Source organism: Bifidobacterium sp. M0307, from assembly GCF_016100445.1.
In the GTDB taxonomy this organism is placed as follows: Bacteria; Actinomycetota; Actinomycetes; order Actinomycetales; family Bifidobacteriaceae; genus Bombiscardovia; species Bombiscardovia coryneformis.
Map to the genome: position 1 here is coordinate 184503 of NZ_JACFSL010000001.1, position 14482 is coordinate 198984.

Below are 14482 nucleotides of genomic sequence, written 5' to 3' on the forward strand. Positions count from 1 at the left end.
CTGCCGGGTGGCGGGGAGTTGCTGCGGTTACTCCAGTTCTTCCCCGATTGCCAGCCATTCCTCTTCCAGCTCGTCGGATTGGCTGGACAGGTCCTTGAGCTTGGCGTTCAGGTCGTTCAGCCCCTCGTAGTCGCTGGGATCATGCTCAGCCATGTCCGCTTCGACCTTCTTGCGCTGGTCTGCCAGCTTGGCCAACTTGCGCTCTATCGCTGCGGCCTGCTTGGCCAGGTTACGTTTGGCGATGCGCTCCGCCTTGGCCTGGGCCGGATCGGGGTTGTCGGCAGGGTCACCCGCCCCGGTTTCCGGGCGGGGTTGGCGGTCCTGACTCGGGTTTGCGCCGGCCTGCAGGCGGCCGGATTCGACCATGTCCAGGTAGTCCTGGACCCCGCCGGGCAGGTGCACCACCTTGCCTCCCACCAGGGCGAACTGCTGGTCGGTCACCCGTTCAAGCAGATAACGGTCGTGCGAGACCACAATCAGGGTTCCGGGCCAGGAGTCCAGCAGGTCCTCCATCACGGCAAGCATGTCGGTATCCAGGTCGTTGCCGGGCTCATCCATGATAAGAACGTTGGGCTCGTCCAGGAGTATCAGGAGGAGCTGCATGCGTCGCTTCTGGCCGCCCGAAAGGTCCTGTATCCGGGTCATCAGCTGGGCGCTCTCGAAGCCCAGCCGCTCCATGAGCTGCCCGGGGGTCACCTCCTTGCCTTCGACCATGTAGGAGGGCTTGTAACGGCTCAGGACCTCCTTGATTCGGTACTTGCCGAGCTTCTCCAACTCATCCAGACGCTGGGTCAGGACCGCGAACTTGACGGTCTTCCCGATGTTGACGTGACCGGCCGTGGGGTCGGTCCGTCCGTCTATCAACCCCAGGAGGGTGGACTTGCCCGCCCCATTGGCGCCGACTATGCCGAACCTGTCCCCGGGGCCGATCAGCCAGGTCACGTCGTTCAGCACCATGTGGCCGCTTATGGTCCTGGACTGGGTCGCAGCAGTTCCGTTCGCCGCGGAATCGTCGGGGTCCTCGGCAACCGTGACCGAGCCCATCAGCGGCTTCTCGGCGAAGGGGGAGGGGACGGCGTTGATTCGGCCCTCCGCTGCCACGCCCTGGTCCGTCCTGTCGCCGCTCTCATGAGTCGCCGCACCGTCCGGGTATATCTTGGTCACATCGATAAGGTCGACCACCTGCTTGCCCAGGCGGGATGTGGCCATCCTTTTCAACTCCAGGGTGTTGCGCATGGGGGGCACGTCGGCTATCAGCTCGCGGGCAGCCTTGACGTGGAACTTCTGCTTGGTGGCTCGGGCCCGGGCTCCACGGGTCAGCCATGCCAGCTCCTTGCGGGCCAGGTTGCGACGTTTGGTTTCCGCCAGATCGGCCTGGCGCTCGCGCTCCACCCGTTGCAGCATGTATGCGCTGTACCCGCCCTCGAAGGGGTCGATGACACCGTCATGCACCTCCCACATCGAGGAGCAGACCTCGTCCAGGAACCACCGGTCGTGGGTGACCAGGAGCAGGGCGCCGGAGTTCTTGGCCCACCGGTTCTTCAGGTGCTCGGCCAGCCAGTGGATGGTGACCATGTCGAGGTGATTGGTCGGCTCGTCCAGGGCCAGGATGTCCCAGTCCTTGAGCAGGAGCCTGGCCAGGTCCGCCCTGCGGCGCTGGCCGCCCGAGAGGGTGCCCACCTTGGCCTCCAGCTCCATGCCGCCCAGAAGGGACTCGACGATTTCACGCGACCTGGGGTCGGCGGCCCATTCGTAGTCCTGGCGGTCCTCCAAGGCGGCCTTGCGGACCGTGTCCTCGTCCTTCAGGGGGTCCCGCTGATCCAACATGCCAAAGGTCAGGCCATTGCGCATGGTCACCCGCCCCTGGTCGGGTTCCTGGGTACCGTTCAGGAGGTGAAGGAGCGTGGACTTTCCGTCCCCGTTCCGCCCCACGATGCCGATTCGGTCACCCTCGAAGATGCCCTGGGTTACATCCGTAAAGATGGTTTTGGTTGCAAAGGACAGGGCTACGTGTTCCAGACCGAGATCATAGATGGGCATGATTCCCCAATCTACCGCCAGCCTTGGATGGGTGGGGCGGCAGCGGAATCATGTGAAGCCGCTGTGGGCCGGGGCATCAGCGGTCGGTGATCTGGGATCCCAGGACCTTTTCGCTCAGGGCTTTGGGGCCCCGGGTCACGGCGACGGCCCCGGAGCGGACCAGCTCGACGATGCCGAAGGGCTTGAGGAGCTTGAGGAGCGCTTCGAGCTTCCCGTCTGCTCCGGTGGCCTCGATGGTCAGGGATTCCGGGTGGACGTCGACCACGCGCACGCGGAAGAGGTTGACGATTTCGAGTACATCGGACCTGTTGTGCTCGTTGGCTTTTACCTTGATCAGGATGAGCTCGCGCTCCACGGCCTCATCACCCTTGAGCTCGACGATTTTGAGTACGTGCAGGAGCTTGTTGAGCTGTTTGATGATCTGCTCCAGGGGCACGGCTTCCACATCCGCCGTGACCGTGATGCGCGATATGTCGTCACGCTCGGTCGAGGAGACCGACAGGGAGTTGATGTTGAAGGCGCGCCGGGCGAAAAGGCCCGCGACCCTAGCGAGGACACCAGGGCGGTTTTCGACCAGGACGGAAAGGGTGTGACGCTCGGAGCCGGGCTTGGATGCTGGATAATTGGCCATGGTTTGCAGCCCTTCCTTACTTCTTCATGTGCCCGGCGGCATCGCTGGCCATGGCGGCCCGGTCGGCCCCTGTCTGCTCCCGGGGCTCCTGTTCCTCCTGCTCCGGTCTGATACCGGCCAGTGGTTGGATGCCCGGCTTGTAGATAATCGTGTCGTTGGAGGCCCCGGCCGGCACCATGGGCCAGACCATGGCATCCTTCCAGACCCGGAAGTCAATCAGGACCGGGCGGTCATTGACCTGGTTGGCCTGGTCGATGGCCTCTCGCGCCTCCTCCTCGGTGAAGGCTCGCAGCCCCAGGCACCCGTAAGCCTCGGCAAGCTTGACGAAGTCCGGGATTCCGGTGATACCGGACTCCTCGTCATCCCCGTCGTGGAGGTTGGTCTGGGAGTAGTGGCTGCCGTAGAAGAGGGTCTGCCACTGGCGGACCATGCCGTACACGGAGTTGTTGAGTATGGCGATCTTGATGGGCAACCCCATCTGACCTGCCGTGGCCAGCTCCTCCGAGGTCATCTGGAACGACCCGTCGCCGTCGATCAGCCAGACGGGGCGTGGGGCCTCATCGTCCTGGGTGCCGATGGCGGCTCCGATGGCTGCAGGCAGACCGTAGCCCATGGTGCCCAGGCCGGACGACGACACCCAGGACCTGATCTGTTCGAAGTCGACGAATTGGCTGGCCCACATCTGGTGCTGACCCACGCCCGATACCCAGATCGTGGCCGGATCGGCCTTGTCGCTCAGGGTCTTCACCACCCACTGCGGGGCCAGAGACCCGTCCGGGGTCTCCTCCCAGGTGGTCGGGTAGTCGTGGCGCCAGGAGTCGACCAGGTGCCACCAGGGTTTCAGGTCAGGGCGTCCCCAGGTCTTCTGTGCCTCCTCTATGGCGGGGATCAGGTCGTCGAGGACCTGGCCCACATCGCCGACGATGGGGACATCGGCATGGCGGTTCTTGCCGATTTCAGCCGGGTCGATGTCGATGTGGATCACCCGGGCCACGGGGGCGAAGTCCTCCAGGCTTCCGGTTACACGGTCGTCGAACCGCGCACCGATGGCGACCAGGAGATCGGAGTGCTGGATGGCCCCGTTGGCGGCCACCGTTCCATGCATGCCGGGCATGCCCAGAACGGCCTTGTCGGAGTCGGGGATGATTCCCCGCGCGGGCAGGGTGGTGACCACGGGGGCACCCGTGACCTGGACCAGTTTCTCCACCTGCCGACGGGCCTTGGACCGCATGGCCCCGCCTCCGAGATAGAGGACCGGGCGGTGGGACTGGGCAAAGAGCTTGGCGGCATCGGTGAGCACGTGCCCATGGGCCTTGGTGATGGGGTTGTACCCGGGGAGAATCATCTCCTGGGGCCAGGAGTAGACCATCTGCTCGTTCTGGGCGGTCTTGGTCAGGTCGACCAGGACCGGGCCCGGTCTGCCGGACTGGGCGATGTGGAAGGCCTCGGTCATGACCCGGGGGATGTCCTGTGCCTTGGTGACCAGGTAGGAGTGCTTGGCCACGGGGTAGGTGATGCCCACGATATCGGCCTCCTGGAAGGCGTCCGTGCCGATGGATGCCACACCCACCTGGCCGGTGACCACCACCATGGGAACGGAGTCCATCATGGCATCGGCTATGGGGGTGACCATGTTGGTGGCCCCGGGCCCGGAGGTGACCAGGCAGACCCCGACCCGACCGGTGGAGACGGCGTACCCTTCGGCCGCGTGCCCGGCCGCCTGCTCATGACGGACCAGGGTGAACCTGAATCCGACCGAATCATCGATGGCGTCGTAGGTGGGGAGGATGGCGCCTCCCGGAACCCCGAATACGTCTGTAACCCCCAGGTCCTCCAGAGAGCGGATCAGGGCCTGCGCCCCGGTCATCGGTTCTCCCTGGGGGGTGATTCCCGCCTGGCCCCGGCCCTCATCCTTGGGGACCGAGCTGAACGCTTGCAGAGGTGTCGGCAGACTCATATTTTCCTCTCAACCTCTCGACTGCGCGACGACATGCGGTCGTGCGTCCCGAACGTGGCACCTATCGGGTCAGCAGCTCATGTACGGCCAAAGCCGGCCCCGATAAGCCGGGAGTCCCTGCGGCTCGTGGCTCAGGCCCCGGTTGTTTCTCACAGTCTATGCACAGGTTCGGCAGGGTCCCAATCCGGTATCGAATGACGGAACGACTCTATTTTGCTTCCTCGGCCTGGAGGGAGGCCAGGACCTCCGGATCATCCAGGGCTTTCCACCCCTGGGCGGCGGCGGCCAGCTGGGCCTTGCGCTTGCTGCTGGCATCGGCGGTGCCAATCACCGTGTCGCCGTCTCCCAGGGTCAGTCGCGCCGTGAAGACCTGTGCGAATTCCGGTCCGGAGACGGCCATGGCGTAGTGGGGGTCGCCGAGCCCCAGTCGGTGGGCCTTGACGGTGACGGAGGTCTTCCAGTCCAGGGCAGGGCCCTCCGTGGCCACCTCCTCCAGGGTGTCATCAAGGAGGGCGTGGACCGTAACGCGGGCCCCGTCGATTCCATGCTCCACGAAGACGGACCCAATCAGGGACTCGACCGTGTCGCACAGGATGGAGTCCTTGTCGGCCCCGCCGTTTTCGGCTTCACCCCGGCCCAGAAGGATGTACGGTCCCAGGTGGAGTTTGGTCCGGGCGATGGCCGAGAGGGATTCCTCCGAAACGGCCTTGGCCCTCATCTTGGCCAGCTGGCCCTCGCTCTGGTCGGGGTGTGCCTTGTAGAGGGTTTCGGTGGCCACCAGCTCCAGAACGGCGTCGCCCAGGAACTCCAGCCGTTCGTTGTTGGGCATGCCGGGGTGCTCATGCGCGAAGGACCGGTGCGTCAGCGCATGGATCAGAAGTTCGGGGGTCAGTTCGGCGTGCAGGGCCGTGAAGAGTTCCCTGGCCGGCAGGTCCGCTTCCTGGGCGGTTTCCGCGGATACCCGTACCGTCGGGGCCTGGGTGGAACCCGGATTCCCGTCCTCGCCTGCAACCTTGTCTGTATCCCTATCCATGCTCACGACAGTGCCTTTCGGTCATATGGTCCCGATGTTGGTGATGGCTCCCATTATGCAGAGAACCCCCGCCACCCGTCGATGGCAGGGGTTCTTCCAATCAGTGCTGTGAACGTGTGCTCACTTGCTGAACTGCGGGCGGATGGCATCGCGGTACATGCGTCCGCGGTACATGCCGCAGCTCGGGCATGCCATGTGAGGCAGGGCGGGGGCTCCGCAGTTGGTGCAGGTCACCGTGGCGGCGGCCTTGGTCTTCCAGTTGGCGCGACGCGAATGTGTGTTGGCGCGCGAGGTCTTGTACTTTGGCAGTGCCATGTTTTCCTCTGTTTCGATCGAATCTAGAGCTTAAGCGTAGAGCAGTTTACCGCAACCCCGGGTCTTTGTCACACCGGGGCGGTGCGGAGAAGCGTCAGGTAAGGGTTATTCCCCGTTTCCCTGCTCCTCCAGTTGGTCCCTGAGGCCCCTGAGGGCGTCCCACCGGTCATCCAGCACCTCGTGGTGGTGGTCCGGGTGCTCGTTCAGATCGACTCCGCACTGGGGGCAGAGTCCTCGGCAATCGGGCTTGCATACGGGTTGCAGGGGGAGTGCCTCGACCAGATTGTCACGCAGGAGGGCCTCCAGGTCGGCGAAGGCTCCGCCTTCAGGCAGTGGATAGGTGTCCCCGCCTTCCTCCTCGCCGGCGATGATCTCGACCTTGCCGTTGGTCTGGTCGGGTTCGGGTGTCTTGTAGGGGAAAAAGACCACGGGGTCCACCTCAAGGTCCCTGTCGATGGGCTTCAGGCACCGGGTGCACTCCGCTTGGAGGGGGGCGCTGACATGGGCGGTGAAGATCAACCCGTCCACCATGGATTCGAAGGATCCGGTGACGTGCACCGGGTCACCCTCCTTGATGCCCACCACCTTGTCGCCGATACCGGTAGGGGCGGGAAAATCCTGGTCGATCTGCTTGCTGCGCCCGGCCCTGGCGGCCACCTGGGCCACCGAAACGGCCCAGGGCGAATCCTCGGGTCTGCTCATCCCTTGCTTCCTTTTCCTATGCGCCGACGTGGCTCGCCGGGTCTCTTCCATGGCCTGGCCGGTATGCGGCCCTTGGCCCACGGTCCCTACTGCTGGTCGGGTTTCCCGCCCATGGTACGCGCAGCATCCTGCTCACGCTCGTGGAGAACCTCCAGCCCGGCCTGCACGTCCTGGCTGACCCGGTCGAGTTGGGTGCCGAGCTCCTGCATGACCTGGGAGGCATACCCGTTGGCCCCCTGGACCAGCTTGTCCGCCTGAGCCTGGGCCTGGTCGATGATGACCTGGGCCTTCTGCTGGGCTATGGCCACCACGTTCTCCTGGCCGGCAAGGAACTGGGCCTGTTCCCCGGCCTCCTTGATGATCTCGGACGAACGGCTCTGAGCCGCCGAGATGGTGGCGTTGGCCTGGGTCTGCGCCGAATTCAGACGGCGCTCCGCCTCCCTCATCAGGGCGGAGGCCCGTTCCAACTGGACCGGGAGCATCTTTTTCAGCTCGTTCAGGTCATTGATGAGCTCCTCCCTGTCCACCTTGACCATGCCCGGAGTAAGCAGGGGGGCCTTGGCCTCGTCCAGCATGATCTGGACCCGGTCGATGATGTCGTAGACGGTTGTGAATTCGGCGCGGGGCTCGCTCGTCTGGTCCTCGCGCAGGTCGGGCAGGTCATCCACGTTCATGCTCTGCTGCGACTGGTTCATCCAGGTGGAATCGTCGATGGGCTGGGCGCTTTGACCGGTCTGGTCGCTCGGGTCGGTCTGGTCGCCGCCGCGGAAGGCGAAAGTGCCTTCCGCCGGGTCGGGGCCGGTGCCCTCGCTTCCAAGCATGTCTGTATCCTCAACCATTTTCGGCTCTCTCCATTTTCAGTATGGTGGTCAGTTTTTGCACTACGCTGTCGGGCACCATGCCGTCGATGCTGCCGCCATGCCGGGCGACATCCTTGACGATGGTGCTGGATATATGCTCCCGGAGCGGATCAGCAGGAAGGAAGAGGGTTTCCACACCCGCCAGATCGCGATTGACCAGGGCCATACCCAGTTCGGCCTCGTAGTCCCCGTTCTGCCGAAGCCCCTTGACGATGACCGAGGCACCGACCTGCAGACAGTAGTCTGTAATCAGGCCCGTAGTCGAAGCCACCGTAATCTGCGGGTACCCGTCCGCGTCCAGGGCCTGGCGGATCATCTCCACCCGTTCCTGCTCGCCGAAGAGGGGGGTCTTGGCGGAATTGACGGCCACTACGACGTGGACGATATCGAAGAAGGATGCACAACGCTCTATTACATCCAGGTGCCCTGAGGTGACTGGATCGTACGATCCGGGGCATACGGCTATAGTCATGCCTCCAGATTAGCGCCCCGGCTGGAACCGCCGGGATCCAGTGGCTTGCCGCAGGCCCGGCCTGCCTCTTCTCAGCCCTGGGATGGCACCTATTGTTGGGGTTCTTCCGAGCGGTTATCATGGTGATATGACTGCTTTTGAGACCTTATTGCATCCCTCTTCATCACTGAATGGTCCGGATCCCATCCTGGATCAGGACCCGGTCTCACCCCTCTCCGATCCGGACCAGGGTGCAGGCACAGCCGTTCTGGACAGGCCCGAGACCGAAACCCGGGAGGAGACCCAGCGCAGCGATCAGGGTGATGCCGACAGGTTCGCCCACTACGTATCCAAGGAGCGCATCGCCGAATCCAAACTGACGGGCCGGCCGGTTGTCGCGCTCTGCGGCAAGGTCTGGGTTCCCAAGCATGACCCCTCCCAGTATCCCGTCTGCCCGGATTGCCGGCGCATCTACGAAGAGATGACCGGCGGCAGGAAGTAGGTCGATTCCGAAGTCCGTCAGCCGTCAGGCAAGAGGCTCGGGTCGTCTGTTCGGTGGTCAGTCTTTGGATATCAGGTCGATCTGGTCCAGTTCCTCCTGGGTGAAGGTCGTATTGGCGGTCGCCTTGAGGTTGTCCAGAAGCTGTTCGGGCTTGGAGGCCCCAATCAGCACCGTGGTCACGGCCGGGTCGCGCAGAAGCCAGGCCAGGGCCATCTCGGCCAGGGTCTGCCCGCGTTGACGGGCCAGGTCGTTCAACCTGCCGATCTGATCCAGGCGCCGGGGGGTCAACGCGGACTCGTGGAGGAATCGTCCGTCGGCCCTGATTCGGCTGTCTTCGGGAATGCCATGCAGATACCGGTCGGTCAGGAGGCCCTGGGCCAGGGGACTGAAAGCGATGATGCCCTTGCCCAGCTCTTGCGAGGTCTCCCTGAGCCCGTTGTGCTCGATGGTCCGGTCGAATATGGAGTACCGGTTCTGGTTGATGATGAAGGGGACATGGAGTTCGTCCAGTATCGCGCTCGCCTGTCGCAGGGTGGGGCCGTCGTAGTTGGAGAGGCCCACATAGAGCGCCTTCCCGCTTGATACGGCCTGGGCCAGGGCCCCCATGGTCTCCTCCAAAGGGGTGTCGGGGTCGGGGCGGTGATGATAGAAGATGTCGACGTAGTCCAGACCGAGACGTTCCAGGCTTTGGTCCAGGCTTGACAGGAGATACTTGCGCGACCCGAAATCCCCGTACGGACCGGGCCACATGGAGTATCCGGCCTTGGTCGAGATGACCAGCTCCTGGCGGTGGTGGGCGAAATACCTCTTGAGGATCCTGCCGGTATTGCGCTCGGCTGCGCCGGGTTCGGGCCCATAGTTGTTGGCCAGGTCGAAGTGGGTGATGCCATGGTCAAAGGCCGTGAAGCAGAGGTCCCGCATCCGTTCGAAGGGGGTGCTGTCGCCGAAGTTGTGCCAGAACCCGAGTGATATGGGAGGCAACCTGAGGCCGCTGGACCCGCAATGAGGGTAGTCCATGGCCTGGTACCGGTCGGGTGATGGGATGTATGAACCGTCTTGGTATGGCATTGCAGATCCCTCCTATATCGTTTATATCGTTTCGATAGTGGTCGGCAGGATGGGTTCCCCCCGCATCAGGCTGAGGGCCCCGATGGGCAACTCGTCCAGGGCTCTGGCCCGGTGGTCCCTGGCCTTGAGCACAGCCTGGCCGCCCTGGTACTCCTCGTTGATGGAGCCGTGGTCCACGTAGGTGACCAGAAGGTCGCGCCAGTCCGGCTCGGGGTTGAATCCGGCGAGTGCCTCCTCGGTTCCGGATATGACGTGCTCGGCGTTGGCCAGGTTGTATTCGTATGACCGGTAAGCCAGCTTCCGTCCCGGAACCGAGGCCTTTCCGACGGACTTCTTGGCTACGGCCTGCATGGCTCCGGACGAGTTCTCCCGCTCGGTGAGCTTATAGACCATGGCGCAGGTGGGGGATCCGGATCCGGTGACCAGCATGGTGCCCACACCGTATGAGTCGACCGGTGCCGTCTGGAGGGAGGCTATGGCGTATTCGTCCAGGTCGTTGGTGACGGTGATGGTGGCCTTGGTGGCCCCCAGGGCGTCTAGCTGGTGCCGGACCCTCTGGGCCAGGGAGCCTAGGTCGCCGGAGTCTATCCTGACCCCGCCCAGGTCGGGGCCGGCCACCTCCACGGCCGTCCTTACCGCCTCGTCGATGGAGTAGGTGTCCGTCAGGAGGGTGGTGTTCCTGCCCAGGGCATTGATCTGCGCCACGAAGGCGTCGCGTTCCTTGTCGTGCAGCAGTGTGAACGAGTGGGCGGCCGTACCGATGGCCTTGAATCCGTAGCGTTGGGCGGCCAGGAGGTTGGACGTGCCCTGGAAGCCTCCGACAATGGAGGCCCTGGCGGCGGCCACGGCCGCGCACTCGTTGGCCCTCCGGGCGCCCATGTCCATGCAGGGCCTTCCCTTGGCTGCCGAAACCATGCGGGAGGCGGCCGAAGCCACGGCCGAGTCATAGTTCAGGATGGAAAGGATGATGGTCTCCAGGAGGGTGCACTCGCCGAATCCCCCCTCGACTTGGAGAACGGGGGAGTCGGGGAAGAAAATCTCGCCCTCCCTGTACCCCTGGATGGTGCCGGTGAACCGGAAGTTCTCCAACCACTTGATGGTTGCGGGGCTTACGATCCTCCTGTCGGAGAGGAACCGGAGTTCTTCCTCGGTGGGGCGGAAGTGCTCGATGGCATCCAGGATTCTTCCCGTGCCCGCAACCACCCCATAGCGCCGCCCCTCGGGGAGGTGGCGGGTATAGACCTCGAAGACCGACCGACGGTTGGCCGTACCGTCCTGGAGGGCGGCGTCCAGCATTGTGTACTCGTACATGTCGGTCATCAGGGCCGTGGATGTCCGGTCGGATTCGTTCATATCATCCTCGTTTTGCGGTTCCGGTGCTTGCTGTGTTGCCCCATAGTCTAGTCCCCTCATTGCTCATGTCGGGGTAGGGGAGGCGGACGTTTCGTCCTCCGGTACGACCGCCGGGATATGCTGGTTTCCATGAGATACCTTGTAGCTGTTTATCGATTCCTTATTGCCTTCTTCTGCCTGGCGGGCACCCATGAGGCCTGGCTTCTGGGCATCGGAAACCACTGGGTCTACTTTACTTTTCAGACCAATATGGCCCTGGGCCTGCTCATGATCTGGGCCGGGGCAGCCAGCCTCCTCAACGGGAAACAGCCTCCGGCCTGGCTCAAGGGATGCCTGACCCTCTACATCGTGATAACCGGCCTGGTGGCCGCATTGATTCTGGGCCTGAACTCCTCGTCCTACCTGTTGGTGATGGGAATCAGGACCTCCTACATGGTCCATGTCATCACCCCGATCATGGCCGTGGTCGACTTCATCCTCTTCGACCCCCACCGTCGCTTCAAATGGCACTATGTGCTGACCTGGCTGATCTACTTCCCCATCTACCTGGCCTTTGTGCTGGTACGCGCGGCCATCTGGCCCCACTCCGGCCCGGAAGACGGCGGAAACCCCTATCCCTACGCCTTCATCGACCTGGGGAAGCTGGGCTGGGGGCAGCTGACCGTCAACATCGCCGCATGTCTGGTGAGCTTCTTCATCCTTGGGCTGGTGCTCTTCCTGATTGACAGGATTCTTCCCCCCAAGACCCCTCTGACCGCCTCGTGATCCAGGTATAGGATTCCCCGGATAACCGGTTGCAAGTTTCAGGAAAGGATGTACGTAGATGGTGGCAATCAAGGACATGTTGGGTGATGGCGCCGTGGTGAGGCCGGATGGCAGGGCGGCCGATGAACTGCGCCAGGTCAGGATCACCCGTCACTGGACCGATGCCCCCGAGGGGTCTGTTCTGATTGAGTGCGGGAACACCAGGGTCATGTGCACGGCATCCTTCACCCCCACCCTGCCCCGGTGGCGTAAGGACTCAGGGCTGGGCTGGGTCACGGCCGAGTATGCCATGCTGCCCAGGGCCACCTCGGAGCGCACGGCCCGTGAATCCGTCCGTGGCAAGGTGGGCGGACGCACCCAGGAGATATCCCGCCTGATTGGGCGTTGCCTGCGTGGGGTCGTCGACATGAAGGCCCTGGGGGAGAATCAGGTGCAGTTGGACTGCGACGTATTGCAGGCTGACGGAGGCACCCGTACCGCATCGGTCACCGGCGCCTATGTGGCCCTGGTTGACGCCCTGCGCTGGGCCCAGGACCACCATCACATCCGTAGTGCCGAGAAGGTCATCAAGGACAGGGTTTCGGCAGTGTCGGTGGGAATCATCGACGGCCACCCCATGCTTGACCTCCCCTACATCGAAGACAGCCAGGCCATGACCGATATGAACGTGGCCATGACCGGTTCCGGCGACTTCATCGAGATACAGGGAACGGCGGAGCATCGTCCCTTCAGCAGGGCCGAACTCGACACGCTGCTGGAACTGGCCGCCAAGGGGAACAAGGAACTCCAGGCAGCCCAGGATGCCGCACTTGCCGCAAACTGATGCCTATAGTGATTGAGTTCGAGCGTAGACGGGCATTGCCTGAACCGTCCTCCGGTCGCCGCTGATTCCCCTGTGCCAAGCCGGGGTGGCGGCCCTGGCGGCTGCGGACTGCGAACGCATAAGGAGGATCGATCATGGAGCAGACCAGACGGGTTGTCGTGGCCACCCACAACCAGGGCAAACTGGTCGAGATGCGTCGCATTCTGCAGTCCCTCCTGGGACGTGGGCAGACCGGGATCGAGCTCGTATCGGCTGCGGACCTGAACCTGCCCGACCCGGTTGAGACTGGGACCACGTTCGAATCCAACGCCCTGCTCAAGGCCAACCAGACGGCGGAACTCTCCGGTCTGCCCGCCCTCGCTGACGATTCCGGACTGATTGTCGATGTCATGGGTGCAGCCCCAGGCATCCTCTCGGCTCGTTGGTGTGGTCGCCATGGTGACGACCAGGCCAACATCGACCTTCTGCTCAACCAGTTGTCCGACATACCCGATCAGGACCGGACAGCACGGTTCGTCTGCGCCGCGGCCCTGGTTGTTCCTGATGGACCGGAGTACCCGGGAGGGAATCGCCACACCGTGAGGCTGGGCGAGATGTCGGGCAGGATCATTCGCGCACCCAGGGGTGAAGACGGGTTCGGTTACGACCCGATTTTCGTCCCCGATGATCAGCCGGCCTCGGCCGACCGTCCCCTCACGTCCGCCGAGATGACCCCCGAGCAGAAGAACCGCATCTCCCATAGGGGGAAGGCCCTGTCCGCCATCCTGCCGGTCCTGGTCGAGTGGGTTCTGGGGGATACCGGTGTCCAGGCCTGAATCCGATGCGGGAACGCCGGCCTTTGCCGGTGTTCTTGCCGGTGACGGAAGGACCCCCTCCTACAGGCGTTGGAACAGGCTGAACCTGGTTCTGCAGATACTGATCGTCCTCCTCCTGCTTGCTGCCCTTATATGCGTGGTTTGGATTCCCGCCGTCCAATACATGTCCCAACGTCGTTCAGCTGCGGAGGCGGAAAACGCCGCTTCCCGTATGGCTGCATGGCCCCAGGGCAGAATCAAGGCCGAGTATGCCAAGGCCAAGGCCTATAACCAGAGAATCGCGGCCTCGGGGCAGACCACCCTGGGCGAGGCGACCGACCCCTTCGCTCCGAGCAAGGGTGGCACCCTGTCGCAGGAAGACAAGGCCTACCAATCCCTCCTTGAGGGGCCGGGGGGAATCATGGGGACCATTCGTATACCCCAGGTCTCCATCCACCTGCCCATCTATCACGGGACCTCCGAGGAGGTGCTCCAGGATGGGGTGGGGCATCTGTACGGCACCAGCCTGCCGGTTGGCGGAGCCTCCACCAATGTGGTCCTTTCGGGGCACAGGGGGTTGACCAACGCCCTCCTCTTCACCAGGCTGGATGAACTCAAGCCCGGTGACATCTTTTACATCGACAGCCTGGGCAGGACCATGGGTTACCGGATCAAGTCCGTGCATGTGATCGATCCGGAGGATGTGCACCTGTATAAGGTGGTGCCGGGCAAGGACCTCGTGACCCTGATGACCTGCACCCCCTATGGGGTCAATACACAACGTCTGGTTCTGACCGCCGAGCGCCAGTCCATACCGGAGCCCATACCGGACCCGAGTGATGCGCCCAAGGATGGGCGTCTGCTGGGCCTGATGACGGGGTTAGGCCTGCTGGTGGTGGGGACCGTCTCGTCCGTGGTTGCCTTCAGATTCAGGCTGCCGCCACGGCACCGTCTGGGGGAATCCGCCGGGAAGGCCTGAGTCGTAGCGGCCTGAAGCAAATCCGGTGCGCGAGATGGGACTCGAACCCACACGTCCGAAGACACAGGAACCTAAATCCTGCGCGGCTACCATTACGCCACTCGCGCCCAAGGCCGCGGGTATGTGCGGATGCTCGAATACCCACGCCTATTCATAAATACCACAACGGTGGGATGGTTGTTTTGAGGAAGATACGGACACTATCCTCC

15 protein-coding genes and 1 tRNA gene are annotated in these 14482 nt (G+C 63.5%); 5 read left to right on the forward strand and 11 right to left on the reverse strand.

Translation table 11 applies throughout. From position 1 onward, the window contains the following. Positions 1–27: 27 nt before the first annotated feature. From H3V08_RS00700 to coaD, 8 genes are all read right to left on the reverse strand, one after another. Complete coding sequence (locus H3V08_RS00700) at positions 28–2040, reverse strand: ABC-F family ATP-binding cassette domain-containing protein (RefSeq protein WP_198181270.1); 2013 nt, start codon at positions 2038–2040, stop codon at positions 28–30. 76 nt (positions 2041–2116) lie between these two features. Next, positions 2117–2671, reverse strand: a complete 555-nt coding sequence (ilvN, locus tag H3V08_RS00705) for an acetolactate synthase small subunit (RefSeq protein WP_033491649.1) — start codon at positions 2669–2671, stop codon at positions 2117–2119. 16 nt (positions 2672–2687) lie between these two features. Further along, positions 2688–4628 (reverse strand): acetolactate synthase large subunit, encoded by a 1941-nt coding sequence (locus H3V08_RS00710; protein WP_198181271.1) that lies wholly within the window; start codon positions 4626–4628, stop codon positions 2688–2690. A gap of 208 nt (positions 4629–4836) precedes the next feature. Then, the gene (gene rnc / locus H3V08_RS00715; RefSeq protein WP_198181272.1) at positions 4837–5661 is read right to left on the reverse strand and encodes a ribonuclease III; all 825 of its coding nucleotides are present in this window, start codon (positions 5659–5661) and stop codon (positions 4837–4839) included. A 120-nt stretch (positions 5662–5781) separates the two neighbouring features. After that, positions 5782–5976, reverse strand: a complete 195-nt coding sequence (gene rpmF, locus H3V08_RS00720; RefSeq protein WP_033491651.1) for a 50S ribosomal protein L32 — start codon at positions 5974–5976, stop codon at positions 5782–5784. A 105-nt stretch (positions 5977–6081) separates the two neighbouring features. Further along, entirely contained in the window at positions 6082–6678 is a 597-nt protein-coding gene (locus tag H3V08_RS00725) for a YceD family protein (protein ID WP_198181273.1), read from the reverse strand. Between the two features lie 86 nt (positions 6679–6764). Further along, entirely contained in the window at positions 6765–7517 is a 753-nt protein-coding gene (locus H3V08_RS00730; protein WP_442859339.1) for a cell division protein, read from the reverse strand. Beyond that, positions 7510–8010 carry a pantetheine-phosphate adenylyltransferase gene (gene coaD / locus H3V08_RS00735; RefSeq protein WP_198181274.1) on the reverse strand — a complete coding sequence of 167 codons (501 nt, stop codon included), beginning with the start codon at positions 8008–8010 and terminating at the stop codon, positions 7510–7512. Before coaD ends, H3V08_RS00730 begins: the two co-directional genes overlap by 8 nt. Positions 8011–8137: 127 nt before the next feature. On the opposite strand from coaD, the gene H3V08_RS00740 reads away from it, so the two are divergent. Further along, a complete protein-coding gene (locus H3V08_RS00740; RefSeq protein WP_033491655.1) occupies positions 8138–8491 on the forward strand; it encodes a DUF3039 domain-containing protein in 354 nt (117 codons plus the stop codon). A 57-nt stretch (positions 8492–8548) separates the two neighbouring features. On the opposite strand, the gene H3V08_RS00745 is transcribed toward H3V08_RS00740, so the two are convergent. Together H3V08_RS00745 and H3V08_RS00750 are read right to left on the reverse strand one after the other, a co-directional pair. Beyond that, positions 8549–9559, reverse strand: coding sequence for an aldo/keto reductase (locus H3V08_RS00745; protein ID WP_198181275.1), 1011 nt, complete (start codon positions 9557–9559; stop codon positions 8549–8551). A 21-nt stretch (positions 9560–9580) separates the two neighbouring features. After that, entirely contained in the window at positions 9581–10912 is a 1332-nt protein-coding gene (locus H3V08_RS00750; RefSeq protein ID WP_198181276.1) for a nicotinate phosphoribosyltransferase, read from the reverse strand. 129 nt (positions 10913–11041) lie between these two features. Here H3V08_RS00750 and H3V08_RS00755 point away from each other — a divergent pair, with 129 nt between their 5' ends. From H3V08_RS00755 to H3V08_RS00770, 4 genes are all read left to right on the forward strand, one after another. Beyond that, positions 11042–11677, forward strand: coding sequence for a Pr6Pr family membrane protein (locus tag H3V08_RS00755; protein WP_045921693.1), 636 nt, complete (start codon positions 11042–11044; stop codon positions 11675–11677). Between the two features lie 58 nt (positions 11678–11735). Beyond that, positions 11736–12500, forward strand: coding sequence for a ribonuclease PH (rph, locus tag H3V08_RS00760; protein WP_198181277.1), 765 nt, complete (start codon positions 11736–11738; stop codon positions 12498–12500). A 134-nt stretch (positions 12501–12634) separates the two neighbouring features. Then, the gene (gene rdgB / locus H3V08_RS00765) at positions 12635–13315 is read left to right on the forward strand and encodes an RdgB/HAM1 family non-canonical purine NTP pyrophosphatase (protein WP_198181278.1); all 681 of its coding nucleotides are present in this window, start codon (positions 12635–12637) and stop codon (positions 13313–13315) included. After that, positions 13302–14273, forward strand: a complete 972-nt coding sequence (locus H3V08_RS00770; RefSeq protein ID WP_198181279.1) for a class C sortase — start codon at positions 13302–13304, stop codon at positions 14271–14273. The genes rdgB and H3V08_RS00770 overlap by 14 nt, the downstream gene beginning before the upstream one ends. Positions 14274–14299: 26 nt before the next feature. Here H3V08_RS00770 and H3V08_RS00775 read toward each other — a convergent pair. Beyond that, positions 14300–14380, reverse strand: a tRNA-Leu gene (locus H3V08_RS00775). Between the last annotated feature and the right edge of the window lie 102 nt (positions 14381–14482).

Bases quoted from the DNA above. Each gene is read 5' to 3' on its own strand.
- H3V08_RS00750 (WP_198181276.1), bottom strand. From the start codon at position 10,912: ATGAACGAATCCGACCGGACATCCACGGCCCTGATGACCGACATGTAC.
- rpmF (WP_033491651.1), bottom strand. From the start codon at position 5,976: ATGGCACTGCCAAAGTACAAGACCTCGCGCGCCAACACACATTCGCGT.
- H3V08_RS00700 (WP_198181270.1), bottom strand. From the start codon at position 2,040: ATGCCCATCTATGATCTCGGTCTGGAACACGTAGCCCTGTCCTTTGCA.
- coaD (WP_198181274.1), bottom strand. From the start codon at position 8,010: ATGACTATAGCCGTATGCCCCGGATCGTACGATCCAGTCACCTCAGGG.
- H3V08_RS00755 (WP_045921693.1), top strand. From the start codon at position 11,042: ATGAGATACCTTGTAGCTGTTTATCGATTCCTTATTGCCTTCTTCTGC.
- rph (WP_198181277.1), top strand. From the start codon at position 11,736: ATGGTGGCAATCAAGGACATGTTGGGTGATGGCGCCGTGGTGAGGCCG.
- ilvN (WP_033491649.1), bottom strand. From the start codon at position 2,671: ATGGCCAATTATCCAGCATCCAAGCCCGGCTCCGAGCGTCACACCCTT.
- H3V08_RS00725 (WP_198181273.1), bottom strand. From the start codon at position 6,678: ATGAGCAGACCCGAGGATTCGCCCTGGGCCGTTTCGGTGGCCCAGGTG.
- H3V08_RS00745 (WP_198181275.1), bottom strand. From the start codon at position 9,559: ATGCCATACCAAGACGGTTCATACATCCCATCACCCGACCGGTACCAG.
- H3V08_RS00740 (WP_033491655.1), top strand. From the start codon at position 8,138: ATGACTGCTTTTGAGACCTTATTGCATCCCTCTTCATCACTGAATGGT.
- H3V08_RS00730 (WP_442859339.1), bottom strand. From the start codon at position 7,517: ATGGTTGAGGATACAGACATGCTTGGAAGCGAGGGCACCGGCCCCGAC.
- H3V08_RS00710 (WP_198181271.1), bottom strand. From the start codon at position 4,628: ATGAGTCTGCCGACACCTCTGCAAGCGTTCAGCTCGGTCCCCAAGGAT.
- rnc (WP_198181272.1), bottom strand. From the start codon at position 5,661: ATGGATAGGGATACAGACAAGGTTGCAGGCGAGGACGGGAATCCGGGT.
- rdgB (WP_198181278.1), top strand. From the start codon at position 12,635: ATGGAGCAGACCAGACGGGTTGTCGTGGCCACCCACAACCAGGGCAAA.